This is a genomic window from Aquibium carbonis, assembly GCF_003970795.1.
GTDB classification, from domain to species: domain Bacteria; phylum Pseudomonadota; class Alphaproteobacteria; order Rhizobiales; family Rhizobiaceae; genus Aquibium; species Aquibium carbonis.
Genome location: NZ_RWKW01000071.1, coordinates 26,786 through 52,040 on the forward strand (window position 1 = coordinate 26,786; position 25,255 = coordinate 52,040).

The following is a 25,255-nucleotide window of genomic DNA, read 5'->3' on the forward strand; positions in this document are numbered from 1 at the left end:
TGGCACCAAGCTAGGCCTCGGCGCGCCAGCCTTCCGTTAAGTGCTTAACACTCCCGAAATATTCGACAGATGACTAAACCGATTGAAATCTTTCAATCGGTTCAAGCACTTGCGCTGCGGTTCCGTTTGTGCGCCGCTTCTGTTAGAGCCCGGAGAAGCAATATTCAGGAGGCAGATCAGATGAGCGACCCGCGCAACGACACGACGGCATCGACGCATGCGGACATGGCCGCCCAGGTTGCGGGCAAGGACGGCTTCATCGCCGCGCTCGACCAGTCGGGCGGGTCGACGCCCAAGGCGCTGAAACTGTACGGCGTCGATGAAGCCGCATGGTCGAGCGAGGAGGAGATGTACGATCTCATCCACCAGATGCGCTCGCGCATCATCACCTCCCCGGCTTTCACCGGCGACAAGGTCATGGGCGCGATCCTCTTCGAGCAGACCATGGACCGTGCGGTCGAAGGCGTGCCGACGGCGCAGTACCTGTGGGAGAAGCGCGGCGTCGTGCCGTTCCTCAAGGTCGACAAGGGCCTCGCCGACGGCAAGGACGGCGTGAAGCTGATGAAGCCGATCGCGGGTCTCGACGACCTGCTCGAGCGGGCGGTCGCCAAGGGCGTCTTCGGCACCAAGATGCGTTCGGTCATCGATGCCGCCAACCCGGCGGGCATCAAGGCAATCGTCGACCAGCAGTTCGAAGTGGGCAAGCAGATCCTGTCGCATGGTCTCGTGCCCATCCTCGAGCCGGAGGTGACCATCTCGATCGCCGACAAGGCCGAGGCCGAAGAGCTGCTGCTGGCCGAGATCCGGAAGCACCTCGACGGCCTGCCCTCCGGCCAGAAGATCATGCTGAAGGTGAGCATCCCGACGAAGCCGAACCACTACAAGCCGCTCATCGACGATCCGCGCGTCATGCGCGTCGTCGCCCTGTCGGGCGGCTACTCGCGCGACGAGGCGAACGCGAAGCTGGTGGAGAACGATGGTCTGATTGCCAGCTTCTCGCGGGCGCTCACCGAGGGGCTTTCGGCCGACCAGAGCGACGCGGACTTCAACGCCACGCTGGCCGCCACGATCGACAGCATCTTCCAGGCATCGCGGGCGGACAAAAAAGCCGCCTGAGCGACCGTCAGAGCAGGCATCCAGACCTAGGAAAGGCTCGTGTTCAGCGAGGCCTTTTCCATTTCGAGCGATCGGTTGTAGGGAAGTGGGATCCGAACACGCCATCGTCCGAGCCTTCATGACCCGCCTGCTTCCGCTTCTGTCCTGGCTCGCCCTCCCGGTCTATGCTTGGCAAGGCATCGGCGTCCGGCTGCGGACAAGGCGTCTGCTGCCGGCCGAAGGCCCGGTGACGCACACGCTCCCCGGGTCGGGTGCGCCGCTGCGGCTGCTGGTGCTCGGCGACTCGTCGGCCGCCTCGGTCGGCATCGAGCGGACGGACGGCGGCATCGCGGCGATCCTGGCGGGCATGATCCGGCGCGACACCGGACGCCCGGTGACCTGGCGCGCCGCCGGCTTCAATTCGGCGACGGCCGCGCAGCTGCGCGACTTCGTGCTGCCCAATCTCGCGCATGACGACTGGACCCACGTGGTGCTGTCGGTCGGCACCAACGACGCCAAGAACTTCCACCCCGTCTCGCGCTTCAAGCGCGATTTCGGCGGGCTCCTCTATGCGCTGAAGGCCAGGTTCCCCGCTGCGCGCATCGTCTGGTCGCCGGTGATCGACATGACGACGGTGCCGGCCCTGCCGCCGCTCCTGGCGCGCATCCTCGAGATCCGCGCCCAGGCGATCAACGCCATGGGGACGCGGCTTTGCCATGAACGCGGCGCGGTGCCGGCGAGCCGCCTGCCGGTCGAGGATCCGACCCTCGGCTTTTCCACCGACGGCTTTCACGCGTCGGAGGCAGGCTACCGCGCCTGGGCGGAGCACCTCTTGCCGCTGATCGAACTGCCGGCGGCAGAAGCGCTCGCCTCAGCCTCCGTGGCTGAAGATGACGGTCAGTGAGATCAACCCGAGCGCGCCGAGCGCCAGCTTCCAGAAATCGCTGCGCTTGCGAAGTCCGGGCAGGCCGAGCGGCTTGATGATCTGCACGGCCATGATCAGGATGATGACGATCGAAAGCGCTTTGGTCATGCCGGGGGCCGGCTCCTCGCTCGGGCGACCCATGCCGCCTGTCGCACCCATTGACCAGCCTGCTTGACGGAAGTCAAAGCCCCTTCCCCCACCCGGGCATATCGGAACATAGTCAAATGGACGCGTCGCGGCCGCCGAGGCTAGAAGACGGGCAATGCGACAGGGGAGGACTGCCATGGAATCGCGCTATCATGAGGTCTACGAGGGCTGGAAACGCGATCCCGAAGGCTTCTGGGCCGAAGCCGCCACTGCGATCGACTGGGTCTCGCCGCCGAAGGCCATCTTCGACCCTTCGGCCGGGGTCTACGGCCGCTGGTTCCCGGACGCGACCTGCAACACCTGCCACAACGCCGTCGATCGCCATGTCGAGGGCGGACGGGCCGAGCAGCCGGCTCTGATCCACGACAGCCCCATCACCGGGACGAAGCGAACCTACACCTATGCGCAGCTGAAGGCGGAGGTCGAGGCGCTCGCCGCCGTTCTGGTCGACCAGGGCGTGGGCAAGGGCGACCGGGTCATCCTCTACATGCCGATGGTGCCCGAAGCCGTCTTCGCCATGCTGGCCTGCGCGCGGATCGGCGCGATCCACTCCGTCGTCTTCGGCGGTTTCGCCGCCCGCGAGCTCGCCACCCGCATCGACGATTCGACGCCGAAGCTGATCGTCTCCGCCTCTTGCGGCCTCGAGCCGGGCCGCGTCGTGGCCTACAAGCCGCTGCTCGATGGCGCGATCGACATCGCCCGGCACAAGCCCGACGCCTGCATCATCCTCCAGCGCGACGAACAGCGCTGCGATCTCGTCGCCGGCCGCGACGTCGACTATGCCGACGCGGTCGGAGCGGCCAGGGCCGCGGGACGCGTGGTGCCCTGCGTGACCGTCGCCGCCACCGATCCGCTCTACGTGCTCTACACGTCCGGAACCACCGGCCAGCCCAAGGGCGTCGTGCGCGACAATGGCGGCCACATGGTCATGCTCGCCTGGAGCATGTGGAACGAGTTCGGCGTCAGGCCGGGCGAGGTCTTCTGGGCGGCGTCCGACGTCGGTTGGGTCGTCGGCCATTCCTACATCGTCTACGCGCCGCTTCTGCATGGCGCGACGACGATCCTCTTCGAGGGCAAGCCCGTCGGGACGCCCGATGCAGGCACCTTCTGGCGGGTGATCGCCGAGCATGGCGTGGTCGCGCTTTTCACCGCGCCGACCGCCTTCCGCGCCATCAAGGGGCAGGATCCGAAGGGCGATTTCGTCCGAAAGTACGACCTGTCGAAGTTCCGGACGCTGTTTCTCGCCGGCGAGCGCGCCGATCCCGAGACGATCAAATGGGCGGAAAACCAGCTGAAGGTGCCGGTGATCGATCACTGGTGGCAGACCGAGACGGGCGCGCCGATCAGCCAGAACCCGATCGGCCTGGGACGACTGCCCGTGAAATACGGCTCCCCGGCCGTGCCGATGCCGGGCTACGAGATGCACGTCGTCGACGATGCCGGCCACGAGGTGCCGCGCGGCACGCTGGGCAACGTGGTGGTGAAGCTGCCGCTGCCGCCTGGCGCCCTGCCGACGCTCTGGCATGCCGACGAACGCTTCCGCGAGGCCTACCTCGCCGAGTTTCCCGGCTACTACAAGACCGCCGATGCCGGCTACATCGACGACGACGGCTATCTCTTCATCATGGCCCGCACCGACGACATCATCAACGTCGCCGGCCATCGCCTGTCCACCGGCGGCATGGAGGAGGTGCTGGCCGAGCATCCCGACGTCGCCGAATGCGCCGTCATCGGCATCGCCGACGCGATGAAAGGCCAGGTGCCCTGCGGCTTCGTTGTGCTCAATGCCGGCGTCACCCGCGATCCCGCCGAGCTGGAGCGGGAAGTGGTGGCGCTGGTGCGCGACCGGATCGGCCCGGTCGCAGCGTTCAAGACGGTCGTGGCGGTGAAGCGCCTGCCCAAGACCCGGTCCGGCAAGATCCTGCGCGGCACGATGCAGAAGATCGCCGACCACGAGGCGTGGAAGATGCCGGCGACGATCGACGATCCGGCGATTCTCGACGAGATCGCCGAAGCCCTGAAAACCAAGGGGCTCGGCTGATCCGTCGGTCTCTACCGCCGAGCCGCGGCTCTGGCCCGCCGCGTCCCCGGGGTCTATAAGCGGCGCACGATCAGCTTCAGGAGCGCGCCATGCCACTCGACGGGAAAATCGCCATCGTCACCGGGGGTGCGGGCGGCATCGGCTACGCCATCGCCGAGCGCTTTGCGCGCGAGAAGGCCAAGGTGGTGATCGCCGACGTCGACACGGAGAAAGGCGCCCGCGCCGAGCGGGATCTGGGCCGGTTCGGAGACGTGCAGTTCGTGAAGGCCGATGTGGGCCGTCGGCTCGACGTGCACAATCTCGTCGCCGCGACCATCGATTCCTACGGAGAAATCGACATTCTGGTCAACAATGCCGGCATCGCGCACGGCGCGGATTTCCTCGACGTGACGGAGGAGGATTTCGACCGCGTGCTGGCCGTCAACCTGAAGGGCAGCTTCCTGACCGGCCAGGCGGTCGCCCGCCAGATGGTCGACCGCGTCAAGGCCGGCGGGCCGGCCGGTTCGATCGTCAACATGTCGTCGATCAACGCCGTGCTGGCGATCGCCAACCAACTGCCCTACTCGGTGTCGAAGGGCGGCGTGAAACAGCTCACGAAAGCCATGGCATTGTCGCTCGCCCCCTTCGGAATCCGAGTCAACGCCATCGGTCCCGGATCGATCAGGACCGACATGCTCGCCAGCGTCAATGCCGATCCCGCCGCCCGCGAGCGCATCCTGTCGCGCACGCCGCTCGGCCGCATCGGCGAGACGGCGGAGATTGCCGCGATCGCCGTCTTCCTCGCCTCCGACGAGGCGAGTTACATCACCGGCCAGACGATCTACGCCGATGGCGGCCGCCTGCCCTTGAACTACACGGTGCCGGTTCCCGAGGAATGACCGACCCGCCTGCGGGCTCCTGACGGCAGGTCGTCAGGAGGGGCATGGCACAGTGGCTCCATCGAAAACGACCCGATGGAGCACAGCATGAACTCGTTCCCCAACACTCTCCTTGGCCGCTGGGCCGAACGATGGCGCGCTGCCCGCGAGAGGGTCCGCGCCGAAAGGGCGATCGCGCGGCTGTCGCCCGCGCTGCGGAAAGACATCGGCTGGCCGGCCGCAGGCTCGAACGCGGGCGGGTGGCACGGCCACCTGATCGACGGCAAGTGAAGACCGGGCCGGATCGATGCGCACGGCGCGCGAGCCGGCTCCTACCCCTGTTTCCCGTCACGGCATGCGGCAGCGCCGCCGCGGCCGTCCACGAACTGACATCTCCTGACAGTATGTTGTCAGGAGGATCCTGCCATTGTCTAATCAGCTCAAGGAGAAGCTTCGATGTCTTCCATCCCTCAGAATGCCGTCGTCTGGGTCGAGATCCCGGTCGCCGACATGGATCGCGCCAAGGCCTTCTACGGCGCCGTGCTGCAGAACGAACTCGCCGACGAAGCGGGAGGGCCGAATCCGATGGCCCGGTTCCGTTCGGCAAGCGAGGAGGCAACGTCCGGTCACCTCTACGCGGGCAAGCCGGCAGCGCCGGGCACCGGCAGCACCATCCATCTCGCGGTCGCTGCCCCTCTGGAAGAAGCGATGGAACGCGTGACCGCCAATGGCGGCCAGGTCGTGTCGCCGCCGATCCAGCTCCCCGCCGGCCGCTTCGCCTATTGCCTCGATCCCGACGGCAACTCGATCGGCCTGTTTGCCGCCTGAGCGGTTCGACGAAAGGACATTTCGCATGCGACGCGCCGACCGCCTCTTCCAGATCGTCCAGCATCTGCGGGGTGGCCGGCTCGTCACCGCGCGCATGCTCGGCGAATGGCTGGAAGTCTCCGAACGCACGATCTACCGCGACATTGCCGATCTTCAGTCGACGGGCGTGCCGATCGATGGGGAGGCCGGCGTCGGCTACCTCATGCGCTCGGGATACGACCTGCCGCCGCTGATGTTCACGCGCGACGAAATCGTGGCCCTGGTCGCCGGAGCCCGCATGGTGCGGGCTTTCGGCGGTGCGGCCATGGCGCGCTCCGCCGAGGAGGCGCTGGTGAAGATCGCGGCCGTCCTGCCCGACAGCGAGAAGGACCGTACCGCCCGCACCGAGATCCACGCCCCGCTCTACGTCGTCAGCCAGCCCGACCGCGAAAAGATCGACGCCATCGAGCGGGCGATCGAGAACCGCACCGTCCTGACGCTGGACTATCAGGACGAGGCCGACAAGGGCTCCATCCGCGACGTGCGCCCGCTCGGCCTGTGGTTCTGGGGCAAGGTCTGGACGCTCGTCGCCTGGTGCGAACTGCGCGAGGACTTCCGCGCTTTCCGGATCGATCGCATCGCCTGCCTCTCGGCGGCGGAGCGATCCTTCCGGCACGAGCGCGGCAAGCAGCTGGCCGACTTCTACCGCCAGATGGAGGACCGCTCCCCGCACGGACCTGCGGTCTCGGAAAGGCATCTCGCACGCGAAGGCTGACCGGCGCGCGACGTCAGTCGACGTCGAGTACGATCTTGCCGATGTGGTCGCCTTCCTCCATGCGCTCATGCGCCCGCCAGGCGTCGCGCAGCGGATAGATCATGTCCATGACCGGCGCCACCTTGCGCTCGGCCAGGAGCGGCCAGACCAGTCGCTCGAGTTCGGCGGCGACGCCTCCCTTGAACTCCACCGTTCGCGGCCGCAGCGTCGAGCCGGTGTGGACCAGCCGCTTCACCATCAGCTTGGCGAAGTTCACTTCGGCCTTCGCGCCGCCGAGGAAGGCGATCTGGACGATGCGGCCTTCCACAGCCGCCGCCTCGTAATTGCGGTCGATGTAGCTGCCGCCCACCATGTCGAGGATCAGGTTCACGCCCTTGCCGCCGGTGGCCTCCTTCGCCACCGCGACGAAATCCTCCTCGCGATAGTTGATGGCGCGGGCGGCGCCGAGCGTCACGCAGGCTTCGCACTTGTCGGCCGAACCGGCCGTCGCCAGCACGGTGGCGCCGAAAGCCGAGGCGAGCTGGATGGCCGTCGTGCCGATGCCGGACGATCCGCCATGCACCAGAAAGGTCTCGCCCGCCTTCAGGCCGCCGCGCTGGAAGACGTTGTGCCAGACGGTGAAGAAGGTCTCGGGCAGGGCCGCGGCTTCGGTCAGCGTGAAGCCGTGCGGCACCGGCAGCGCGTTGCTTTCGTGGGTCAGGCAGTACTCGGCATAGCCGCCGCCGGGCGTCAGCGCGCAGACCGCATCGCCGACACGCCAGCGACGGACGTCCGGACCGACCGCCGCTACGGTGCCCGCCACCTCGAGGCCCGGAAGGTCGGACGCGCCGGGCGGCGGCGGATAGGCGCCGGTCCGTTGCGCGACATCGGGCCGGTTCACGCCGGCGGCGCGAACCCGGATCAGGACATCGCCGCCTTGCGGCTTGGGGACCGGCCGTGTTTCCGGCTTGAGAACCCTGGGCCCGCCCGGCTCGGCAATGGCGATCGCTGTCATCATCTCGGGAAGGGGCTCGGCCATGATGTCTCCTGTCGACGCTCGATGGGATTTCGTGCGGATTTGATTTCGAGGACCCGCGGACTGTATCCTGCCTGCCGGTCACGGCAACCGGAGGAGAAGGATCATGGGTATTCTCGAAGAAGAACCGGCGCGCAAGGCCAGGCCGCACGAGATCGGACAGGATCTGTCCCTGCTCTCGGTGGCCGAGCTGGAGGAGCGGATCGTCCTGCTTCGGTCGGAGATCGCCCGCATCGAGACCGAGCTGGGCGCGAAGGGATCGACCAAGCAGGCCGCCGAGGCGCTATTCCGCCGCATTTGACGGATTGACCTCGCCCCCCGGCCGCCAAAGCTGCCCACGACTGATTCCAGCCCGCCACCCGATTCGTTCGACCATATCCGGAAGGTGTCCATGTTCGCGAGCTACCGGCCGATCCTGTCCCTGCTGCGCGGCACGGCGTTCCTCCTGGCGGCGTCGGGCCTGCACAGCCTGTTGCTGCCACTGCGCGGACAGGCGGAGGGTTTTTCGACCACGTCGCTCGGCCTGCTCGGAACGGCCTGGGCGGCGGGCTTCGTCGCCGGCTGCCTGATGGCGCCGAGGCTGGTGCGCCGCGTCGGCCACGTGCGCGCCTTTGGCGCCTTTGCCGCGTCGGCCGCGATCATCGCCCTGCTGACGGGCCTGATCATCGACCAGTATGTCTGGATCTTCCTGCGCATCTTCACCGGCTTCTGCATGGCCGGCGCCTTCATGGTGATCGAGAGCTGGCTGAACGAGAGCGCCACCAACGAGAACCGGGGCACGGTGTTCGGCATCTACATGATGGTCACCAATGCCTCCCTCATGGGGGGACAACTGATCGTGGCGGCCGGCGACGTCACGACGGCATCGCTGTTCATGGTCACCGGCATCTTCTTCTGCCTGGCGCTGATCCCCACCACCGTGTCGACGCAGGCGACGCCCAAGCCGCTGGTCGGTGTCTCGCTCGACCTGAAGGCGCTCTACGCCAACTCGCCCGTGGCCTCGGCCGGCTGCCTGCTGATCGGCGTCGCCAATGGCGCCTGGGGCACGCTCGGCGCCGTGTTCGGGGCCGAGATCGGCATCTCCACCGGGCAGATCGCGCTGATGATGAGCCTTGCGGTCGTCGCCGGCGCCATCGTCCAGCTGCCGGCCGGGCGTCTCTCCGACCGCACGGACCGGCGCTACGTGCTCGCCGGAGCAGCCTTCGCCGCTGCGGCGATCGGGCTGCTGATCTTCGTCGTCGGCGCGCGCAACGGCACGACCGTGATCGCCCTGACCGCCGCCTACGGCGCCATGGCCTACGTGCTCTATTCCCTGGCCGTCGCGCATGCCAACGACCATGCGAAGTCGGAGGACTTCGTGAAGGTGTCCGGCGGCCTTTTGCTGCTCTACGGTTTCGGCACCATGATCGGGCCGCTCGTCGGCGGCGCGCTGATGGACCGGATGCGGCCCGAAAGCCTGTTCCTGACCACGGCCCTCGCGCACCTGCTGATCGCGGGCTACACGCTGCTGCGCATCTCGCGCCGCGCCCCGGTGCCGGTGGAGGAACGCGAATCCTTCAGCTCAATGCCGCCCGAGCGTGCCGTCACGCCCGAAGTCCTGCGCCTGGATCCGCGCGGCGACGGCGATCTCGACGATACGTCGGGGACCAAGGACGCGGCGTGAACCGGACAGGCCAGCCTCGGCAGGCCCAGTGCGCCGAAGGCAGGCCCCTCGCCAGAGACTTTGCGGGAGACCCTCTGGAGAGACGGTTCGGCTTTGTGTTTCGCCCGCAAGTGGATAACGTGGACCGATGAACTCCATCGACGCGTTCATGGCGATATCGGACGGGAACCGGCGGCACCTTCTCGAGGAGCTGCGCCGCGGGCCGAAGACCGTCAATGAGCTCGCATCGGGGTTGCCGGTCTCGCGTCCGGCCGTATCGCAGCACCTGAAGGTGCTGCTGGACGCGGGACTCGTCGTGGCAAGCCCCGACGGAACGAAACGCATCTACGCCATCAACCCTGGCGGGTTCACGCGCATCAATATCTGGATCGATCAGTTCTGGACCGAGTGACCGCCGCCCGGATGGACGACCGGCGGCGGAGGCTCCGCCGGTCACTGGTTTGGTGATGGATACTCCGTCAGTGCGTCGTGTGATGCGTCCCGAGCTTCTCGATGGCATCCTTGAGGGCGAGCTTGCGCCGCTTGAGCCTGTTGACCTCGATGTCGTCGGTGGAGGGTCGTGCAATCGCTTCGGCGATTTCGCGGTCAAGTTCGGTGTGCTTGCGCTTCAGTTCCTCGATATGCGACGTCAGAGACATGCGTATTGCTCCCTTTCCTCGTTCGTAGGTCAGGAACCGCGTCCCACCGCAGGCCGCGATTCATGACAACGCGATGACAGTGTGTCACCACTCGCCCGGTCTGTCGAATGCGGCGTGGTAGCATTTTCTGTCAGTAGGAAATGTGGTATGGGCCTGCGGCCCGGGCAAGACCCGGTTCGGCCACTGGGGCGCGACATTCCGCGCCGGGGAAGCATGCATGTCGGAACAGGAACAAGCGGAAATTCGTCTCGAGTTTGCGCGCTTGAAGCAGGAACACGCCGATTTCGACGCGGCAATCAATGCGATGATCGCCACCGGATGCGACCCGCTCCAGGTCCAGCGGATGAAGAAGAAGAAGCTCGCGATCAAGGATCGCCTGACTCATCTCGAAGACCGCGTGATTCCCGACATCATCGCCTGACGGGCGACGCCGTTTTTCTTGCGGCATGGTTCGTATTCGGTTAAGGCGCGCCTTTGGCGGGAAGGACCACCATCTTGGACAGCGCACACCCGGACGTCGCCATCATCATGGGAAGCCAGTCGGACTGGGCGACCATGCGCCATGCGGCCGAGACGCTCGCCGAACTGGAAATCGCCCACGAATCCCTGATCGTGTCGGCCCACCGCACGCCCGAGCGGCTTTTCGACTTCGCCCGCGGCGCAAAGGCCGCCGGCTACAAGGTCATAATCGCGGGCGCGGGCGGCGCGGCGCACCTGCCAGGCATGACGGCCTCGCTGACTCCGCTTCCCGTGTTCGGGGTTCCGGTGGAATCGAAGGCTCTGTCGGGCCAGGACTCGCTCCTGTCGATCGTGCAGATGCCCGCCGGCATTCCCGTCGGCACGCTCGCCATCGGCCGGGCGGGTGCGGTCAACGCAGCGCTTCTCGCCGCCGCCGTGCTCGCGCTCTCCGACGAGGACCTGGCCGCAAGGCTCGACCGCTTCCGCACCGCCCAGACCGACAAGGTCGCCCTCCGGCCCACCGACCACGCATGATCCGTCCCCTCGTTCCCGGCGACATGATCGGCATCATCGGCGGCGGCCAGCTTGGCCGGATGCTGGCGATGGCGGCCGCCCGACTGGGCTTCCGCACCACCATCCTGGAACCGCAGCCGGATTGCCCGGCCGCTCAGGTGTCGAACAGCCAGATCCTCGCCGATTACGACGACCGCGCGGCGCTGACCTCGCTGGCGGCCCGCTCGGCCGTCGTCACTTACGAGTTCGAGAACGTGCCGGTTGGCGCGGCCAGGCATCTCTGCGAGCACGTGCCGGTGTTTCCGCCGCCGCTGGCGCTGGAGACGGCGCAGGACCGGCTGGCCGAGAAGAGTTTCCTGAACCGGCAGGACATATCCACAGCCCGATTCCTGCCTGTGGATGACGATGCCGATCTTCGCGCGGCGCTTGATAAATTCGGCGGCAGCGGCGTGTTGAAAACCCGCCGGCTCGGCTACGATGGCAAGGGCCAGCGCGTGTTCCGCAACGCGAGACGCGACGCTTCCGACGGCGCGGTGGAGGCGATGGGCGGCGTGCCCCTGATCCTCGAGGACCTCGTCGCTTTCGATTTCGAGTTCTCCATCATCGCAGCGCGCGGCCTGGACGGCTCGATGATGGCCTACGACGCGGCCCGTAACGAGCACGCGGATGGAATCCTGCGTCGCACGACCGTTCCCGCCGGGATCGACGCCCAAATGGAAAAGACCGCCCGCGAAGCCACCTTCGCGCTGATGGACGCGCTTGGCTATGTGGGCGTGATCGGGGTGGAGTTCTTCGCGCTGGCCGACGGCTCGGTGCTCGCCAACGAATTCGCGCCGCGCGTCCACAATTCCGGCCACTGGACCGAGGCCGTCTGTGTCGTTTCCCAGTTCGAGCAGCACATCCGCGCCGTCGCCGGCCTGCCGCTCGGCCTGCCCGGGCGCCATTCCGATTGCGTGATGGAAAACCTGATCGGCGACGACATCGAGCGCATACCGGACCTGCTGGGCGAGCCGGGCGTGGTGCTCAATCTCTACGGCAAGACCGAGACCCGCCCAGGCCGCAAGATGGGGCATTTCACCCGGCTGGGGTGACACCTTCCGCTCGACGCGATCGGGGCTCGCGGTTGACACCAGTCGGGCTTTGCGTCTATGACCGCGCGACCTTTCCGGCGCGCCTTCTGGCGCGTCTTTCAATTCTGGCCCGCGCGGGCCGTACACCACGGGCTGAGACAATGAAGATCAAGAATTCGCTCAAGTCGCTCAAGGGCCGTCATCGCGACAACCGCATGGTTCGCCGCAAGGGCCGCATCTACATCATCAACAAGTCGGCTCCGCGCTACAAGGCGCGCCAGGGCTGATCCTGGGGAGCGTTCGCGCTCTCCGATGGCGATCACGGCATTTTCAGTTTGACGTTCCGCGCCGCAGGATTACGTTCTGCGGCATGCGGAACCTTTTTCATGTCGTGACAACGGCGCTCGTCGCCACTTTCCTCTCCCTGCCGATTGCCCTCGCGTCCGAAGACGCGGGACCGGCAAGCGAGGCCTCCCGGCTCGACAAGCTGTTCTCCGACCTCAAGCGGGAGCGCAACGAGAAAGCCGCCGAGCGCATCGCCAACCAGATCTGGGCCGAATGGCGCAAGTCGGGCAGCGCGTCCATCGACCTGATGCTGCAGTGGTCCAACGAGGCCGCCGACAAGAAGAAGTTCGACGTCGCGCTGGATTTCCTCGACCAGGTGATCACGTTGCAGCCCGATTTCGCCGAAGGCTGGAACCGCCGGGCGACCGTGCACTTCATGATGGACAACTACGCGAAGTCGATGGCCGACATCGAACACACGCTGCGGCTCGAGCCGCGCCATTTCGGCGCTCTCAGCGGGCTGGCATCGATCCTCAAGGAGACGGGCCGCAAGGAACTGGCGCTGAACGCCTATGAGCGCACGCTGGCGATCTATCCGATGATGCGCAACGCCCAGTCGCAGGTCGCCACCCTTTCCGACGAGCTCGCCGGCGAAGGCATCTGATCCGCCATCGTTTGCGCCGCCCGCGTGCGGCGGAACCCACCTTTTTTCCTCCCGACCGCATCGCGACGTCATGAACCTCGTCTATGCCGCCCTGGCCTTCCTGCTCGCGATGCTGCTGGTCCTGGCTGGCGCGACGCGCGTCGGCTCCTGGCTCATCGAGCGGCGCCATCCGCCCGTGGGCGGCTTCGCGACCGTCAACGGCACGCGCCTCCATCACGTCCATGTGCCGGCGGGTCCGGGCGCCGATCTGCCGCCCCTGGTTTTCGTCCATGGCGCAAGCGGCAACCTTCTCGACCAGATGCTGCCCTTCCGACCCTTGCTCGAAGGCCGCGCCGAGATGCTGTTCGTCGACCGGCCGGGTCATGGCTGGTCGGAACGCGGCCCTGCCGTCAACGACACCCCGGCCGGGCAGGCGGACACGATCGCCGCGCTGATGGACGCCTATGGGATGGAAAAGGCCGTCGTCGTCGGCCACTCCTTCGCGGGCGCCGTGCTCACCGCCTTCGGGGTGCTTCGCCCGGAGCGCCTGGAAGGCCTCGTCTTTCTCGCCCCGGCGTCGCATCCCTGGCCCGGCGGCGGCACGTCCTGGTACTACGACCTGTCGGAAACGCCGGTGATCGGCCGGCTTTTCACCGAAACGCTCGCCTGGACGGGCGGCATCATGCGGCTCGACGCTGCGACGAACTGCGTCTTCGCGCCCAATGCCGTACCGGAGAACTATGCGCGCGATGCGGCCATCCGGCTGGTGCTGCGCCCGAAAGCGTTTCGCGCCAATGCCCGCGACGTGGCCGGACTCTTCGCCTTCGTCGAGAAACTCGCGCCACGCTATGGCGAGATCACGGCGCCGACGGTGGTGATCTCGGGCAATCGCGACACGGTCGTCTACGAGGAAATCCATTCGCTGGGGCTCGCCCGCGACATCCCGAATGCCGAGCTTCTCTGGATCGAGAACCTCGGTCACAAGCCGGACTGGATCGCGACCGATCTCGCCGTCGCTGCGATCGAGAAACTGTCGGGGCACCAGCGCGATCTGCAGGCGCTGGCGCGACAGCTCGAGGCGCGGATCGCAAACGATGCCCACGGCCCCATCGAGGCGTGCGCCGACGGACCGCCGACGCCCGCTCCGGCGCCAGCCGGTTAGAGCAAGGTCCGGTCAGATGCCGCCGAAGCCGTCCGCGCCGATATAGGCGATGCGCAGCATGTTGGTCGCGCCCGGCGTGCGAAGCGGCACGCCCGCCGTGACGATGACCCGGTCGCCGGCACGTCCGAAACCTTCCGCGAAGGTGATGCGGCAGGCGCGGTCCACCATGTCGTCGAGATCGGTGGCGTCCGGCGTGACGACGCAATGCAGTCCCCAGACGAGCGACAGCCGCCGCGCCGTTTCCACCACCGGCGACAGCGCGATGATCGGCACCTGAGGGCGTTCGCGGGCGGCACGCAGTCCCGTCGTTCCGGAAGCGGTGTAGGTCACGATCGCCGAGAGCTTCAGCGTTTCGGCGATCTGGCGCGCGGCCAGCGAAATCGCGTCGGCACCCGTCGCTTCGGGGTCGCTGCGCTGGGCATTGATGATGCTGGGGTAGTTCGGATCCTTCTCCACCTGCACCGCGATCGCGTTCATCATCGCCACGGCTTCGACCGGATAGTCGCCGGCCGCCGACTCGGCCGACAGCATGATGGCGTCCGCGCCTTCGAAGACGGCGATCGACACGTCCGACACCTCGGCCCGGGTGGGCACCGGTGCGGTGATCATCGATTCCAGCATCTGCGTGGCGATCACCACCGGCTTGCCCGCCTTTCGGCAGGCACGGGTGATCTGCTTCTGGATTCCGGGCACCGCCTCGAGCGGCATCTCGACGCCCAGATCGCCGCGCGCCACCATCAGCGCGTCGGAAACCTCGATGATCTCGGCCAGACGCGCCACGGCCTGCGGCTTTTCGATCTTGGACAAGAGGGCGGCGCGGCCGCGCGAGATCTTGCGCACTTCGGCCAGATCCTCCGGCCGCTGCACGAAGGACAGCGCGATCCAGTCCACCTCGGCCTGGAGCACCGCGTCGAGGTCGCGCCGGTCCTTCTCCGTCAGGGCGCCGAGCGGCAGATCCGTATCGGGCAGGCTCACGCCCTTCTTGTCGGATATCTTGGTTCCGGCCACGACGACCGCCACGATGGCCTTGCCGTCGTTGCTCACCGCCTTGAGCTGGAGCTTGCCATCGTCGATCAGCAGGCGGTCGCCGGGCTTCACCGATTGCAGGATCTCGGGATGCGGGAGGTGCACGCGCGTGGCATCGCCCGGCGTGGTGTCGTCGTCGAGAACGAACGTGTCGCCCGCCTTGAGCGCGACCGTGCCGGCGGCGAATTTGCCCACGCGCAGCTTTGGCCCCTGGAGATCGGCCAGGATGCCGATGGGACGGCCCACCTGACGCTCGACGCTGCGGATCATCGCCACCAGCTTGCGCATCAGGTCGTGATCGGCATGGCTCATGTTGATGCGGAAGGTATCGGCACCCGCCTCGTGCAGCTTGCGGATCATCTCTTCGGTCGAAGACGAGGGGCCGAGCGTCGCGAGGATGCGGACCTTGCGCTGGCGCCTCATTGCTGCGCCCCCGTCACGGCGGCGGTTCCGTCCGCGGCGGGCTGATCCGTCAACTGCACCATCCAGCTTGCCTGTTCCCCGGTGTCGTATTCCTGGAAGCCGGCGCGTTGAAACCCGCGCCTGATACAGTCGCTCACGCCCACGATCTTGAACTCTCTTTCAGCGATGCACATGTTGATCGGCCCATCCCAGCGCCCGCCGCGCTCAGCATCTTCTGCATAGAGGTAGTAATAGCGTGATGACAAAGGGCCTTCGATCAGCGTCTTGCAGGTCGAGCCTTCCACGTGCCACCAGCCTTCGGTGATCCAGCCCGCGGGCGCGCGGTATCCGATCGCCACGCCGATGAGCGCCTGCGTTGCGTTGCACACGCGGAAGTCGGCGCGCGCTGCTCCCGTCGACGCCACGATGCCAAGCAGGGCAATAACGACGATGGAACAGGCCGCCGCGAGGCGTGACGCCCCCCCGACACCCGGCAGAACCATACTCGTGCCCCTTGCCCTTGGACGAAACATTGCTTCGATGCTCCTTTTCGGAAATGCGCGCGCGCATGTCAACGCGCCGTGGCGATATGATCAAATCGGTTAATCGCGCAACAACACTGGCATCTGTCACAAGATTGTCGAAAGGACGGCATTGCGACGAGCCGGTGGTCGTGGAAGGAAGGTCGGGCCAGGCGTTGCCATGGCTCGCTCACCCCATGCCCCGGACCCGACCCCGAACACGATGACACGCACAGCCATCTTTTCGCCCTACGAGATCGTCGATGGCGACCGCAGCCGCGGTCTGCTGCTGCTTGCCGACCATGCCCGCAACACGCTCCCCGAAGAGTATGGGAGCCTCGGCCTGCCCGCCGCCGAATTCGAGCGTCACATCGCCTACGACATCGGCGTCGAGACGGTGACGCGCGAGCTTGCCCGGCAGCTCGACGCGCCGGCTCTGCTGTGCGGCTATTCGCGGCTTCTGGTCGATCCCAATCGCGGCGAGGACGATCCCACGCTGATCCGCCAGCTCTATGACGGCACGGTGATACCGGGAAACTATCCGATGGCGCCCGAGGAACGCGAGAAGCGGCTGGAGCTCTTCTACCGGCCCTGGCACGACGCCGTCGGCGCGATGACGGCATCCGTCCATGCCGCGAGCGGGGCGGCGCCGCTGATCATATCGATCCACTCCTTCACGCCCTGCATGCAGGGCGTCGAACGGCCCTGGCATGTCGGCATCCTGTGGGACATGGACGACCGGGCCGTGGCGCCGCTGTTGTCGGCGCTGCGCAGGGATCCCGATCTCGTCGTCGGCGACAACGAGCCCTATGATGGCGCCCTTCGCGGCGACACGATGTACCAGCACGCCATCATGCACGGCTATGCACACACCCTGATCGAGATCCGGCAGGACCTGATTGCCAGCGAAGCCGGCGCGGTGGCATGGGCAGATCGACTGGCGCCGATCCTTGACGACATCAATCGCCGGACCGATATCCATCAGGTGCGGTTTTTCGGATCGCGCACCGGGCCGGTGCAGACCCGATAGGAACCGATTTGAACAACATGCGAGGAGACGGACATGGCTGATCTCACGCCGGAACGGCAGCGCGATTTCGAGGCCGCAGCGTTCCGTCGCCTGACCGAGCATCTGCGCACGCGCAGCGACGTGCAGAACATCGACCTGATGAACCTCGCCGGTTTCTGCCGCAACTGCCTGTCGAACTGGTATCGCGACGCCGCGACGGCCGAGGGCGTCGAACTGTCAAAGGACGAAAGCCGCGAGATCGTCTACGGCATGCCCTATGCCGAATGGCAGGCCAAGCACCAGACGGATGCCTCGCCGGAAAAGCAGGCGGCCTTCGAGCAGAACCGGCCGAAGGATCATTGAGGCTCAGCCGCCCTCGATCTCCTCGCGCAGCATCTCGAGCTCCAGCCATTCCTCTTCCATCGCCGACAGCGCGGCGCGCTCCTTGTCGAGCGTTTCCGCCGTCCTGGCGAAGCCTTTCGGGTCGCGGGCGAAGAGCTGCGGGTCGGCGAGCGTCGCCTCCAGCCTGGCGATGGCGGCCGTGGCTTCCTCCATCTTCTTCGGCAGGCTCTCCAGGGCGAATTTCTGCTTGTAGGAGAATTTTCTTGCCGACGCCCTGGGGGCCTGCGCCTCGCCGCCGGAAGCCGAATCGCGTGAAACCTTGTCGGCGGCCGGCCTCGTGTCTCCGGCGCGCTTGACGAAGCGGGCGCTGCCGCGCTGGGTGAGCAGGTCGGTGTAGCCGCCGGCATATTCCACCCACCTGCCGTCGCCGTCGGGCGCGATCGTGCTCGTCACCGTGCGGTCGAGGAAATCGCGGTCGTGGCTGACGAGGATGACCGTGCCGGCGAAACCCGACACGAGTTCCTGAAGGAGGTCGAGCGTCTCCATGTCGAGATCGTTGGTCGGCTCGTCGAGCACCAGCAGGTTCGACGGCCGGGCCAGCACGCGGGCGAGGATCAGCCGCGCCTTCTCGCCACCCGAAAGTTCGCGAACCGGCGTGCGCGCCTGCTCGGGCTTGAACAGGAAGTCCTTCATGTAGGACACGACGTGACGTTCCTCGCCATTGACGACGACGGTCTCGCCGCGTCCGTCGGTGAGAAAATGCGCCAGCGTTTCGTCGGGGTCGAGCGCGGCCCGGCGCTGGTCGAGCGTGGCGATCTCGAGGTTGACGCCGAGCCGCACGGTGCCGCTGTCCGGGGCGAGTTCGCCCGTCAGCATCCGGAGCAGCGTCGTCTTGCCGGCGCCGTTGGGACCCACCAGGCCGATGCGGTCACCACGCTGGATACGCGTCGAAAACTCTTTCACGATCACCGCGTCGCCGTAGGTCTTGGAGATCGACTTCGCCTCGACGACGAGCTTGCCGGACTCGGCCGCCTCGCTCGCCTCAAGCTTTGCCGAGCCTTCCGCGCCGCGATGGCCGCGGAACTTGGACCGCATCGACTGCAACTCGCCGAGCCTGCGCATGTTGCGCTTGCGCCGCGCGGTGACGCCGTAGCGCAGCCAGTGCTCCTCGCGCACGATCTGGCGCCCGAGCTTGTGCTGGTCGCGTTCCTCCTCCTCGAGCACCTGGTCGCGCCACTCCTCGAAATGGGCAAAGCCCCGGTCGAGCCGGCGCGTCACGCCGCGGTCGAGCCACACGGTCGCGCGCGTCACCCGTTCGAGGAAGCGACGATCGTGCGAGATCACCACGAAGGCCGACGAGGTGCGCGACAGTTCCTCTTCCAGCCATTCGATGACGGTGAGATCGAGATGGTTGGTGGGCTCGTCGAGAAGCAGGATGTCGGGCTGCGGCGCGAGCACACGCGCAAGCGCGGCCCGGCGCGCTTCGCCGCCCGACAGGGTGTCGGGCGCTTCTTCTCCCGAAAGGCCGAGATTCTCGAGGATGTAGGTGGCGCGGTATGGATCGTCCGTGGGTCCGAGACCGGCCTCGACATAGGCGCGCACGGTCGAGAAACCTTCCGTATCCGGCGCCTGCTGGAGGTAGCGCACGGTCGCCGACGGCTGGCGGAAGATCTCGCCGTCCTGCGGCTCGATGAAGCCGGCGGCGATCTTGAGCAGCGTCGACTTGCCCGATCCGTTGCGGCCGACCAGCGCGATGCGGTCGCCGGGCTGGACGGAAATCGACGCGCCCTGCAGCAGCGGCGTGCCGCCGAAGGTGAGGCCGATGTCGTCGAGACGGAGGATGGGAGGCGCCATGCGGTGTCAGCCCTTCGAGGCGGGAGATGTTTCGGGGCGGGCAAGCAGCAGGGCGCGGCCCTGGCGCAGCGAGACGCGCAGGTCGCCGCGCACCTCGTTCGAGAGCGTCAGCGAAGATCCGAAGGCGAGATCGACATCGGCCAGCGGCCATTTCGCGCCGGAGACGGTGAGTCCCGCCAAGGGCGAAAAGGCGAGGATCGAAAACAGCGTGCCATCGGGAAAATCGAAGCCGCGTTCGCCGGGCAACAGCGGCGCGCCCTCCTCGAAGCCGCTCGACAGGAGCACCGGGAGGCCGCGTTCGGCCAGCCGGATGGCGGCCGTCATGTGCAGGAAGGCATGGTCGGCGCGCTCGCCCCCGAAGGCCCCGACCATGATCAGGTTGGTGGCGCCTCGCGCAACCGCGGCTTCCGCCGCCAGTTCGCCGTCGGTGCTGTCCTTTTCGGGCGGATGCATGTCACGCTCGATGCCGGCATGGCCGGCGATCTCGGCCGCCGTGACGGAATCGAAGTCGCCGATCCACAGTTCAGGCGTCAAGCCGAGCGCCGCGGCATGCCGGATGCCGGAGTCGGCGGCGATGACGCGCGCCTGCCCCAGGGCAGCGTCGAGGCGGGGCGTGCGAACGAGATCGCCGCCGAGCAGGATCGCGAATGTGCTCATGGGGGTCGCCTCTATCACGCGGCGGGCGCAAAGCGAAAGGGCAACGGTGCGCCGGCCCGACGAGGCACGGGGCCATCGACGAACGAAAGCGCTTGCCGCCCGGCGCGAGCCATCCTAGATGTTTCAGTGCTCTAACGGGGTGCCGGCGGTCGCTTGACCGGCCGGCTGAGAGGCCAAGGGGAAACCCGGCCAACCCGCTGAACCTGATCCGGCTTGTACCGGCGGAGGGATTAGACGCTCTTCCACCAGCGCCTCAATTCCCTTTCATTCGAACAGAGGAGGCGCTGCATGCGCATGACATCGACAGGCACCATCGCCGCTTTGGCCGCATCCCTTTCCATTTTCCCGGCGCTTGCGCAGGAAAACGGAACGCTGACGGTCTACACCTATGAGAGCTTCACCGCCGAATGGGGCCCCGGCCCACAGATCGAAAAGGCTTTCGAGGCCGAGTGCGACTGCGACGTCACTTTCGTCTCGGTGGCCGACGGCGTTGCGCTTCTCAATCGTCTGAAGCTGGAGGGCGGTGAAACCAAGGCCGACATCGTGCTCGGCCTCGACACCAACCTGACCGTCGACGCGAAGGCGACCGGCCTGTTTTCGCCCCATGGCATCGATGGGTCGACGGTCGAGGTGCCCGGCGGCTGGACCGACGAGGTGTTCCTTCCTTTCGACTACGGCTATTTCGCCGTCGTCTACGACACGCAGGCGCTGGACACGCCCCCCGCGAGCCTGAAGGAGCTGGTGGAGGGCGACGCCAGCCAGAAGATCGTCATCCAGGATCCGCGCACCTCGACGCCGGGCCTCGGCCTGCTCCTGTGGGTGAAGGCCGTGTATGGCGACGATTCCGCGGCAGCCTGGGCCAAGCTGAAGGACCGGGTTCTGACCGTCACGCCGGGCTGGAGCGAGGCATATGGCCTGTTCACCGCCGGCGAGACGCCGATGGTTCTGTCCTACACCACGTCCCCCGCCTATCACATGATCGCCGAGGATACCGAGCGATACCAGGCAGCGAGCTTCGAGGAAGGTCACTACATGCAGGTCGAGGTGGCCGGCATCACCACGAAAGGCGCCGCAAACCCGCTGTCGGCCCGTTTCATGGCCTTCATGACCGGCCCCGGCTTCCAGGATGCCATTCCGGAGGCGAACTGGATGTACCCGGCCGGCCCGGTGTCGGAACCGTTGAACCCGGCCTTCGACAAGCTGGTCCAGCCGACGACGACGCTGATCCTGTCGCCCGAAACGGTCGCGCAGAACCGCAAGGCCTGGGTCGACGAGTGGCTGTCGGCCATGAGCAACTAAACCAGCCGCCGCGATGCGCCACCTTCCATCCCCGACGATCACGTGGGGCATCGCGGCTTTCGGATTCGTGGCGCTGCTTGCGGCGGGCGCTTTCGCCGGCCTGCTCCTGGAAGGCGCGCAGGACTTGCCCGCCGCGCTGGCAGGTTTCGATTCATACCTGCTGCGGGTGGCCCGCTTCACGCTTTGGCAGGCGCTCCTGTCGACGCTGATCTCGGTCGGGCCGGCACTTCTGGTGGCGCGTGCGCTCTCCAGCCACCCGTCGTTTTTCGGGCGCCGTGCCCTCCTGATGCTGTTTGCCGTTCCGCTCGCGCTTCCGGCGCTTGTGGCCGCCCTCGGCGTCCTGGCGCTTCTCGGGCGCGCCGGGCTTTTTGCCGACGCCTATCGCTGGTTCGGCGGCGGCCAGTGGCCCGGCATATACGGGCTCTCGGGCATTCTGGTCGCCCATGCCTTCTTCAACCTGCCGCTGGCCACGCGGCTATGCTTGAACGCCCTCGATGCCATCCCGGCCGACCAGTGGCGGCTGGCGAGCCAGTTGGGCATGGGTACCGCCGCGCGCTGGCAACTGATCGAGTGGCCAGCGCTTCGTTCGGCCTTGCCGGGCATCGCCGCGCTCGTCTTCATGCTCTGCCTCGGCTCCTTCACGATCGTGCTCACGCTTGGCGGCGGACCGGCCGCGACGACGCTGGAGGTTGCGATCTACCAGTCGCTTCGCTTCGATTTCGATCCCGCTCGCGCCCTGGCCCTGACGACGCTGCAACTCGGGCTGACGGCGCTCGTCCTGGCGCTGCTGTTCCGGCTCGGCGCCGATCTCGCCGGCACCGCCAACCTCTCGGTCTCGGCGCGGCGCCACGCCAGGCCCGGCCGGCTCGAAGCCGCGTTCAACACGGTCGTCGTCCTGCTTGCCGCTGCGTTGGTCGCCGCCCCCCTGGCCGCGGTCGTCGCGGCGGGGCTCCGGTCGGACCTGGCCCGCCTGGCCACGGAGAACACCGTGCGCGACGCCGTCGCGACGAGCCTCGTGCTGGCGACGCTTTCGGCTGGCCTGTGCGTCGCGCTGACCCTGTCCATGGTCGGCGCGCGCCATCGGCTCGCGGGCGCACGGCGCCGCGCGAGACCCGGTTTCCTGGAGCGTGCGCTCGACGGCGGCGCGAGCCTGATCCTCGTCGTTCCGCCCATCGTGATCGGCGCGGGCTGGTTCATCCTGTTGCGGCGCACGGCCGACGTCTTCGCGCTTGCCCCGGTGATGGTGGTCGCCGTCAATGCCGCGATGGCGATCCCTTTCGCCATGCGCGCCATCCGCCCGGCCCATGACGACGCCGCGTCCAGGCACGACCGGCTTTGCGCGCAGCTCGGCATCCGAGGGATCGACCGCTGGCGGCTGATCGACTGGCCGGCCCTCAAGCGGCCGCTCGCCACCGGATTCGCCTTTGCAATGGCGCTTTCGCTCGGCGATCTGGGCGTGATCGCACTGTTTGGAAGCGATGCGTTCCAGACCTTGCCCTATCTGCTGCTTCAGCGCATGGGCAGCTATCGCACGGCCGACGCGGCGGGGCTCGCGCTGATCCTGGCGCTGCTGTGCCTGGCGCTGATGCTGATCGCGGAGCGCCTGGGCGGGAGACGGCAATGACGCGCGCAACGGGGACCGGGGGAGCGGAAGTCGTGCTTGATGGCGTCGAGTTTGCCTGGCCGGGCGGACCGCCGATGCGCTTCGACCTGTCGGTTCCCTCAGGCGAGATCCTCGCGCTCATGGGGCCCAGCGGATCGGGCAAGTCGACGCTTCTGTCGCTGATCGCCGGCTTCGAAACGCCATCGGCCGGGGAGATACGGATCGCCGGCAAGGACGTTTCCCCGTTAGCGCCGGCCTTGCGCCCTGTCTCCATGATCTTCCAGGAAAACAACCTCTTTGCCCATCTGGACGTCGCCGCGAATGTCGGGCTCGGTCGTTCGCCCTCGCTGCGCCTGTCGGCCGAGGATCGCGCCGAGATCGGACAGGCGCTGGCGCGCGTCGGTCTTGCCGGCAAGGAAGGGCGGCTGCCGCGCGAACTGTCCGGCGGCGAGCGCCAACGCGTCGCGCTCGCCCGCGTTCTGGTGCGCGATCGTCCCGTCCTGTTGCTCGACGAGGCCTTTGCCTCGCTCGGGCCTGCGCTTCGCGACGACATGCTCGACCTCGTCGGCGATCTTCATGCGTCGAAGGGGATGACCGTGATCATGGTCACCCACGATCCGCATGATGCGCGGCGCATCGCGTCGCGAACCGCCATCATGGAGAAGGGCGCGATCGCCGAGGTCGCCACGACGGAGGCCCTTTTCAGCGGCGAGCGCTCGGAGGCTCTGGCCCGCTATCTGGGGCACGGAACGTCGCGATAACAAAGAATTGCCCGGATCGGGACATATTTGTTCCGCAGCTCTGGGGCAATGGCGTAGAAGCTTTGGTAACCGGCGTCTTCGACTATGGCGTTCCATGGCCAGATTGCGGCAGCGCCCGGTGATTCGGGTCGTGGGCGGCCGGGAAGGATCAGTTCTGAGACAGGTTGAGGCTGAGGCCATGCAGGGTGCGGGCGCTTCACTACCCGCTGGACGGACGCTGCGGCTGATGCTGGCCAGCGCGGGCCTGATGCTGCTTGCCGGTTGCCAGGGTTTGGGCCCGAGCATCAGCGAGCAGAGCTTCGTGCCCTCGTCGAACCCGGTCACCGTCGATACCGTGACGCGCAACGACCGCATGGTGGCGCTGGCGCGCGCCCAGCACCCGCGCATCCTGGCGACCTATGGCGGTGAATATTCCGATCCGAAGCTGGAGCGCATGGTGGCCAAGGTGGTGGGCAGCCTCACGGTCGCTTCGGGCAATCCCGACCAGACCTACCAGATCACGCTGCTCGATTCGCCGAACGTCAACGCTTTCGCCCTCCCCGGCGGTTTCCTCTACGTGACGCGCGGACTGCTGGCGCTCGCCAATGATTCGGCCGAGCTGGCCGCCGTGATCGCGCATGAGATGGGCCACGTGACCGCCAATCACGGCATCCAGCGCCAGCAAAAGGAAGCCGAGGAGCAACTCGCCTCGCAGGTGGTGGACGACGTTCTGTCGGACAACCAGGTAGCTCGCGCGGCGGTCGTGCGCGGCAAGCTGAGGCTGGCGCAGTTCTCCCGCAACCAGGAGCTCGAGGCCGACAGCATCGGCATCAAGACCATCGGCAGCGCCGGCTACGATCCCTATTCCGCGGCCCGCTTCCTCCAGTCCATGGCCTCCTACTCCGATTTCCGCAGCATCAGCGGCGCCACCGATGCGAGCCTCGACTTCCTGGCCTCGCACCCCAACGCCCCGCAGCGCATCGATCTGGCGCTGCGCCATGCCCGCCAGTTCGGCGCGCCGGGGGCGGGACGCCGCGACCGCGATTCCTACCTCGCCGGCATCGACGGCATGCTGTTTGGCGACACGCCGGAAGAAGGCTACGTGCGCGGTCGCAACTTCGAGCACCCGACGCTTGGCGTGACCTTCAGCGTGCCGGAGGGGTTCGTCATCGACAATTCGGCCGCCGCGGTCACGGCCGCGGGACCGGGCGACGTGGCGGTTCGCTTCGACGGCGTGGCGCTCAACCGCAACAAGAAGCTGGACGACTATCTGCGCAGCGGCTGGGTCGCGGGCCTCGATCCGGCGAGCATCCGCACGCTCTCCATCAACGGCAACGAAGCAGCCGTCGCCTATGCACAGGCGGACAAGTGGACCTTCCACATCGCGGTGGTACGCGCCGGCGGCCAGGTCTATCGCCTGCTGACGGCAGCCCCGCGCGGGAGCGAAAGCCTGGAGACGACCGCCTCGACGGTGACCGGCAGCTTCCGGCTTCTCGGCGAGAGCGAACGCAAGGAACTGAAGCCGCTGCGCATCCGCGTCGTCACCGTCCAGCCGGGCGAGACCGCCGGCAGCATCGCCGCGCGCATGAACGGCGTGGGCCGCGCGCTCGACATGTTCAGGCTGCTCAATGCGTTGCCGCCCGGCGGAAGCGTCTCGCCGGGCGACAAGGTCAAGATCATCACCGACCAGTAGGCGGGGGCTTCCCC

General features: G+C 67.1%; 28 protein-coding genes, 2 pseudogenes and 1 riboswitch. Of the genes and pseudogenes, 22 read left to right on the top strand and 8 right to left on the bottom strand.

Going from position 1 to position 25,255, the window contains the following annotated elements; translation table 11 throughout:
* The first annotated feature begins 180 nt into the window (after nt 1-180).
* Together EJC49_RS18290 and EJC49_RS18295 are read left to right on the top strand one after the other, a co-directional pair.
* A complete protein-coding gene (locus EJC49_RS18290; protein ID WP_245453464.1) occupies nt 181-1,116 on the top strand; it encodes a fructose bisphosphate aldolase in 936 nt (311 codons plus the stop codon).
* A gap of 118 nt (nt 1,117-1,234) precedes the next feature.
* Nucleotides 1,235-1,999, top strand: coding sequence for an SGNH/GDSL hydrolase family protein (locus EJC49_RS18295; protein ID WP_126701379.1), 765 nt, complete (start codon nt 1,235-1,237; stop codon nt 1,997-1,999).
* Here EJC49_RS18295 and EJC49_RS25760 read toward each other — a convergent pair.
* Nucleotides 1,967-2,128 (bottom strand): hypothetical protein, encoded by a 162-nt coding sequence (locus tag EJC49_RS25760; protein WP_170314784.1) that lies wholly within the window; start codon nt 2,126-2,128, stop codon nt 1,967-1,969. The two genes, EJC49_RS18295 and EJC49_RS25760, sit on opposite strands and share 33 nt — an antisense overlap.
* A 175-nt stretch (nt 2,129-2,303) precedes the next feature.
* Between EJC49_RS25760 and EJC49_RS18300 the strand changes: the two genes are divergently transcribed.
* The 5 genes from EJC49_RS18300 to EJC49_RS18320 all read left to right on the top strand — a co-directional run bounded on the left by EJC49_RS18300 (nt 2,304) and on the right by EJC49_RS18320 (nt 6,647).
* Nucleotides 2,304-4,208 carry a propionyl-CoA synthetase gene (locus EJC49_RS18300; protein WP_126701380.1) on the top strand — a complete coding sequence of 635 codons (1,905 nt, stop codon included), beginning with the start codon at nt 2,304-2,306 and terminating at the stop codon, nt 4,206-4,208.
* An 89-nt stretch (nt 4,209-4,297) separates the two neighbouring features.
* Entirely contained in the window at nt 4,298-5,086 is a 789-nt protein-coding gene (locus EJC49_RS18305; protein WP_126701381.1) for an SDR family NAD(P)-dependent oxidoreductase, read from the top strand.
* Between the two features lie 87 nt (nt 5,087-5,173).
* The gene (locus tag EJC49_RS18310) at nt 5,174-5,356 is read left to right on the top strand and encodes a hypothetical protein (RefSeq protein WP_126701382.1); all 183 of its coding nucleotides are present in this window, start codon (nt 5,174-5,176) and stop codon (nt 5,354-5,356) included.
* A 165-nt stretch (nt 5,357-5,521) separates the two neighbouring features.
* Nucleotides 5,522-5,893, top strand: coding sequence for a VOC family protein (locus EJC49_RS18315; protein WP_126701383.1), 372 nt, complete (start codon nt 5,522-5,524; stop codon nt 5,891-5,893).
* Between the two features lie 25 nt (nt 5,894-5,918).
* The gene (locus EJC49_RS18320; RefSeq protein WP_126701384.1) at nt 5,919-6,647 is read left to right on the top strand and encodes a helix-turn-helix transcriptional regulator; all 729 of its coding nucleotides are present in this window, start codon (nt 5,919-5,921) and stop codon (nt 6,645-6,647) included.
* Nucleotides 6,648-6,660: 13 nt separating this feature from the next.
* On the opposite strand, the gene EJC49_RS18325 is transcribed toward EJC49_RS18320, so the two are convergent.
* Complete coding sequence (locus tag EJC49_RS18325; protein WP_126701385.1) at nt 6,661-7,665, bottom strand: NAD(P)H-quinone oxidoreductase; 1,005 nt, start codon at nt 7,663-7,665, stop codon at nt 6,661-6,663.
* Nucleotides 7,666-7,768: 103 nt separating this feature from the next.
* On the opposite strand from EJC49_RS18325, the gene EJC49_RS18330 reads away from it, so the two are divergent.
* The 3 genes from EJC49_RS18330 (at nt 7,769) to EJC49_RS18340 (ending at nt 9,716) form a co-directional block, all read left to right on the top strand.
* Nucleotides 7,769-7,963 (top strand): DUF1192 domain-containing protein, encoded by a 195-nt coding sequence (locus EJC49_RS18330; RefSeq protein WP_126701386.1) that lies wholly within the window; start codon nt 7,769-7,771, stop codon nt 7,961-7,963.
* A 90-nt stretch (nt 7,964-8,053) separates the two neighbouring features.
* Entirely contained in the window at nt 8,054-9,325 is a 1,272-nt protein-coding gene (locus EJC49_RS18335) for an MFS transporter (RefSeq protein WP_126701387.1), read from the top strand.
* A gap of 127 nt (nt 9,326-9,452) precedes the next feature.
* A complete protein-coding gene (locus EJC49_RS18340) occupies nt 9,453-9,716 on the top strand; it encodes an ArsR/SmtB family transcription factor (protein WP_126701388.1) in 264 nt (87 codons plus the stop codon).
* Nucleotides 9,717-9,783: 67 nt separating this feature from the next.
* Here EJC49_RS18340 and EJC49_RS18345 read toward each other — a convergent pair whose 3' ends face one another.
* Nucleotides 9,784-9,963, bottom strand: a complete 180-nt coding sequence (locus EJC49_RS18345) for a YdcH family protein (RefSeq protein WP_126701389.1) — start codon at nt 9,961-9,963, stop codon at nt 9,784-9,786.
* A gap of 217 nt (nt 9,964-10,180) precedes the next feature.
* Between EJC49_RS18345 and EJC49_RS18350 the strand changes: the two genes are divergently transcribed.
* The 6 genes from EJC49_RS18350 (at nt 10,181) to EJC49_RS18375 (ending at nt 14,095) form a co-directional block, all read left to right on the top strand.
* Complete coding sequence (locus EJC49_RS18350) at nt 10,181-10,384, top strand: YdcH family protein (RefSeq protein ID WP_126701390.1); 204 nt, start codon at nt 10,181-10,183, stop codon at nt 10,382-10,384.
* A 107-nt stretch (nt 10,385-10,491) separates the two neighbouring features.
* Nucleotides 10,492-10,956 (top strand): 5-(carboxyamino)imidazole ribonucleotide mutase, encoded by a 465-nt coding sequence (gene purE, locus EJC49_RS18355; protein ID WP_126701431.1) that lies wholly within the window; start codon nt 10,492-10,494, stop codon nt 10,954-10,956.
* Nucleotides 10,953-12,026, top strand: coding sequence for a 5-(carboxyamino)imidazole ribonucleotide synthase (locus EJC49_RS18360; RefSeq protein ID WP_126701391.1), 1,074 nt, complete (start codon nt 10,953-10,955; stop codon nt 12,024-12,026). Before purE ends, EJC49_RS18360 begins: the two co-directional genes overlap by 4 nt.
* Nucleotides 12,027-12,166: 140 nt before the next feature.
* Nucleotides 12,167-12,292: a type B 50S ribosomal protein L36 gene (ykgO, locus tag EJC49_RS18365; RefSeq protein WP_126701392.1), complete on the top strand. Its 126-nt coding sequence runs from the start codon at nt 12,167-12,169 to the stop codon at nt 12,290-12,292.
* 83 nt (nt 12,293-12,375) lie between these two features.
* Entirely contained in the window at nt 12,376-12,954 is a 579-nt protein-coding gene (locus EJC49_RS18370; protein WP_126701393.1) for a tetratricopeptide repeat protein, read from the top strand.
* A 70-nt stretch (nt 12,955-13,024) separates the two neighbouring features.
* Nucleotides 13,025-14,095, top strand: a complete 1,071-nt coding sequence (locus tag EJC49_RS18375; protein ID WP_126701394.1) for an alpha/beta fold hydrolase — start codon at nt 13,025-13,027, stop codon at nt 14,093-14,095.
* A 12-nt stretch (nt 14,096-14,107) separates the two neighbouring features.
* Here the strand turns inward: EJC49_RS18375 and pyk are convergent, their stop codons facing one another.
* Both pyk and EJC49_RS18385 read right to left on the bottom strand, forming a co-directional pair.
* Nucleotides 14,108-15,544 carry a pyruvate kinase gene (pyk, locus tag EJC49_RS18380; protein ID WP_126701395.1) on the bottom strand — a complete coding sequence of 479 codons (1,437 nt, stop codon included), beginning with the start codon at nt 15,542-15,544 and terminating at the stop codon, nt 14,108-14,110.
* Entirely contained in the window at nt 15,541-16,026 is a 486-nt protein-coding gene (locus EJC49_RS18385; protein WP_126701396.1) for a DUF1036 domain-containing protein, read from the bottom strand. Before EJC49_RS18385 ends, pyk begins: the two co-directional genes overlap by 4 nt.
* Nucleotides 16,027-16,267: 241 nt before the next feature.
* Here EJC49_RS18385 and EJC49_RS18390 point away from each other — a divergent pair, with 241 nt between their 5' ends.
* Nucleotides 16,268-17,074, top strand: a complete 807-nt coding sequence (locus EJC49_RS18390; protein ID WP_126701397.1) for an N-formylglutamate amidohydrolase — start codon at nt 16,268-16,270, stop codon at nt 17,072-17,074.
* Between the two features lie 33 nt (nt 17,075-17,107).
* On the top strand, nt 17,108-17,416 hold the full coding sequence (locus tag EJC49_RS18395) for a DUF1244 domain-containing protein (RefSeq protein WP_126701398.1): 309 nt from the start codon (nt 17,108-17,110) through the stop codon (nt 17,414-17,416).
* Between the two features lie 3 nt (nt 17,417-17,419).
* On the opposite strand, the pseudogene EJC49_RS26310 reads toward EJC49_RS18395, so the two are convergent.
* From EJC49_RS26310 to EJC49_RS18405, 3 genes and pseudogenes are all read right to left on the bottom strand, one after another.
* Nucleotides 17,420-17,695, bottom strand: a pseudogene (locus EJC49_RS26310) (ABC transporter ATP-binding protein); the annotation flags it as partial.
* Between the two features lie 71 nt (nt 17,696-17,766).
* Nucleotides 17,767-19,249 (bottom strand): annotated as a pseudogene (locus tag EJC49_RS18400) (ABC-F family ATP-binding cassette domain-containing protein); the annotation flags it as partial.
* 6 nt (nt 19,250-19,255) lie between these two features.
* A complete protein-coding gene (locus EJC49_RS18405) occupies nt 19,256-19,906 on the bottom strand; it encodes a thiamine diphosphokinase (protein ID WP_126701400.1) in 651 nt (216 codons plus the stop codon).
* 125 nt (nt 19,907-20,031) lie between these two features.
* A riboswitch (TPP riboswitch) is annotated at nt 20,032-20,153 on the top strand.
* A gap of 47 nt (nt 20,154-20,200) precedes the next feature.
* Here EJC49_RS18405 and thiB point away from each other — a divergent pair.
* The 4 genes from thiB to EJC49_RS18425 all read left to right on the top strand — a co-directional run bounded on the left by thiB (nt 20,201) and on the right by EJC49_RS18425 (nt 25,241).
* Complete coding sequence (gene thiB / locus EJC49_RS18410; RefSeq protein ID WP_425358830.1) at nt 20,201-21,205, top strand: thiamine ABC transporter substrate binding subunit; 1,005 nt, start codon at nt 20,201-20,203, stop codon at nt 21,203-21,205.
* Between the two features lie 13 nt (nt 21,206-21,218).
* Nucleotides 21,219-22,829, top strand: a complete 1,611-nt coding sequence (gene thiP / locus EJC49_RS18415) for a thiamine/thiamine pyrophosphate ABC transporter permease (protein WP_126701402.1) — start codon at nt 21,219-21,221, stop codon at nt 22,827-22,829.
* Nucleotides 22,826-23,569, top strand: coding sequence for a thiamine ABC transporter ATP-binding protein (gene thiQ / locus EJC49_RS18420; protein WP_126701403.1), 744 nt, complete (start codon nt 22,826-22,828; stop codon nt 23,567-23,569). Before thiP ends, thiQ begins: the two co-directional genes overlap by 4 nt.
* Before the next feature lie 226 nt (nt 23,570-23,795).
* Nucleotides 23,796-25,241, top strand: coding sequence for a M48 family metalloprotease (locus tag EJC49_RS18425; protein ID WP_245453465.1), 1,446 nt, complete (start codon nt 23,796-23,798; stop codon nt 25,239-25,241).
* The last annotated feature ends 14 nt before the right edge of the window (nt 25,242-25,255 follow it).

What these genes read in the sequence shown, in the direction of transcription:
- EJC49_RS18290 (WP_245453464.1), top strand. Translation starts at nt 181, where the DNA reads ATGAGCGACCCGCGCAACGACACGACGGCATCGACGCATGCGGACATG.
- EJC49_RS18295 (WP_126701379.1), top strand. Translation starts at nt 1,235, where the DNA reads ATGACCCGCCTGCTTCCGCTTCTGTCCTGGCTCGCCCTCCCGGTCTAT.
- EJC49_RS25760 (WP_170314784.1), bottom strand. Translation starts at nt 2,128, where the DNA reads ATGACCAAAGCGCTTTCGATCGTCATCATCCTGATCATGGCCGTGCAG.
- EJC49_RS18300 (WP_126701380.1), top strand. Translation starts at nt 2,304, where the DNA reads ATGGAATCGCGCTATCATGAGGTCTACGAGGGCTGGAAACGCGATCCC.
- EJC49_RS18305 (WP_126701381.1), top strand. Translation starts at nt 4,298, where the DNA reads ATGCCACTCGACGGGAAAATCGCCATCGTCACCGGGGGTGCGGGCGGC.
- EJC49_RS18310 (WP_126701382.1), top strand. Translation starts at nt 5,174, where the DNA reads ATGAACTCGTTCCCCAACACTCTCCTTGGCCGCTGGGCCGAACGATGG.
- EJC49_RS18315 (WP_126701383.1), top strand. Translation starts at nt 5,522, where the DNA reads ATGTCTTCCATCCCTCAGAATGCCGTCGTCTGGGTCGAGATCCCGGTC.
- EJC49_RS18320 (WP_126701384.1), top strand. Translation starts at nt 5,919, where the DNA reads ATGCGACGCGCCGACCGCCTCTTCCAGATCGTCCAGCATCTGCGGGGT.
- EJC49_RS18325 (WP_126701385.1), bottom strand. Translation starts at nt 7,665, where the DNA reads ATGGCCGAGCCCCTTCCCGAGATGATGACAGCGATCGCCATTGCCGAG.
- EJC49_RS18330 (WP_126701386.1), top strand. Translation starts at nt 7,769, where the DNA reads ATGGGTATTCTCGAAGAAGAACCGGCGCGCAAGGCCAGGCCGCACGAG.
- EJC49_RS18335 (WP_126701387.1), top strand. Translation starts at nt 8,054, where the DNA reads ATGTTCGCGAGCTACCGGCCGATCCTGTCCCTGCTGCGCGGCACGGCG.
- EJC49_RS18340 (WP_126701388.1), top strand. Translation starts at nt 9,453, where the DNA reads ATGAACTCCATCGACGCGTTCATGGCGATATCGGACGGGAACCGGCGG.
- EJC49_RS18345 (WP_126701389.1), bottom strand. Translation starts at nt 9,963, where the DNA reads ATGTCTCTGACGTCGCATATCGAGGAACTGAAGCGCAAGCACACCGAA.
- EJC49_RS18350 (WP_126701390.1), top strand. Translation starts at nt 10,181, where the DNA reads ATGTCGGAACAGGAACAAGCGGAAATTCGTCTCGAGTTTGCGCGCTTG.
- purE (WP_126701431.1), top strand. Translation starts at nt 10,492, where the DNA reads ATGGGAAGCCAGTCGGACTGGGCGACCATGCGCCATGCGGCCGAGACG.
- EJC49_RS18360 (WP_126701391.1), top strand. Translation starts at nt 10,953, where the DNA reads ATGATCCGTCCCCTCGTTCCCGGCGACATGATCGGCATCATCGGCGGC.
- ykgO (WP_126701392.1), top strand. Translation starts at nt 12,167, where the DNA reads ATGAAGATCAAGAATTCGCTCAAGTCGCTCAAGGGCCGTCATCGCGAC.
- EJC49_RS18370 (WP_126701393.1), top strand. Translation starts at nt 12,376, where the DNA reads ATGCGGAACCTTTTTCATGTCGTGACAACGGCGCTCGTCGCCACTTTC.
- EJC49_RS18375 (WP_126701394.1), top strand. Translation starts at nt 13,025, where the DNA reads ATGAACCTCGTCTATGCCGCCCTGGCCTTCCTGCTCGCGATGCTGCTG.
- pyk (WP_126701395.1), bottom strand. Translation starts at nt 15,544, where the DNA reads ATGAGGCGCCAGCGCAAGGTCCGCATCCTCGCGACGCTCGGCCCCTCG.
- EJC49_RS18385 (WP_126701396.1), bottom strand. Translation starts at nt 16,026, where the DNA reads ATGGTTCTGCCGGGTGTCGGGGGGGCGTCACGCCTCGCGGCGGCCTGT.
- EJC49_RS18390 (WP_126701397.1), top strand. Translation starts at nt 16,268, where the DNA reads ATGACACGCACAGCCATCTTTTCGCCCTACGAGATCGTCGATGGCGAC.
- EJC49_RS18395 (WP_126701398.1), top strand. Translation starts at nt 17,108, where the DNA reads ATGGCTGATCTCACGCCGGAACGGCAGCGCGATTTCGAGGCCGCAGCG.
- EJC49_RS18405 (WP_126701400.1), bottom strand. Translation starts at nt 19,906, where the DNA reads ATGAGCACATTCGCGATCCTGCTCGGCGGCGATCTCGTTCGCACGCCC.
- thiB (WP_425358830.1), top strand. Translation starts at nt 20,201, where the DNA reads ATGACATCGACAGGCACCATCGCCGCTTTGGCCGCATCCCTTTCCATT.
- thiP (WP_126701402.1), top strand. Translation starts at nt 21,219, where the DNA reads ATGCGCCACCTTCCATCCCCGACGATCACGTGGGGCATCGCGGCTTTC.
- thiQ (WP_126701403.1), top strand. Translation starts at nt 22,826, where the DNA reads ATGACGCGCGCAACGGGGACCGGGGGAGCGGAAGTCGTGCTTGATGGC.
- EJC49_RS18425 (WP_245453465.1), top strand. Translation starts at nt 23,796, where the DNA reads ATGCTGGCCAGCGCGGGCCTGATGCTGCTTGCCGGTTGCCAGGGTTTG.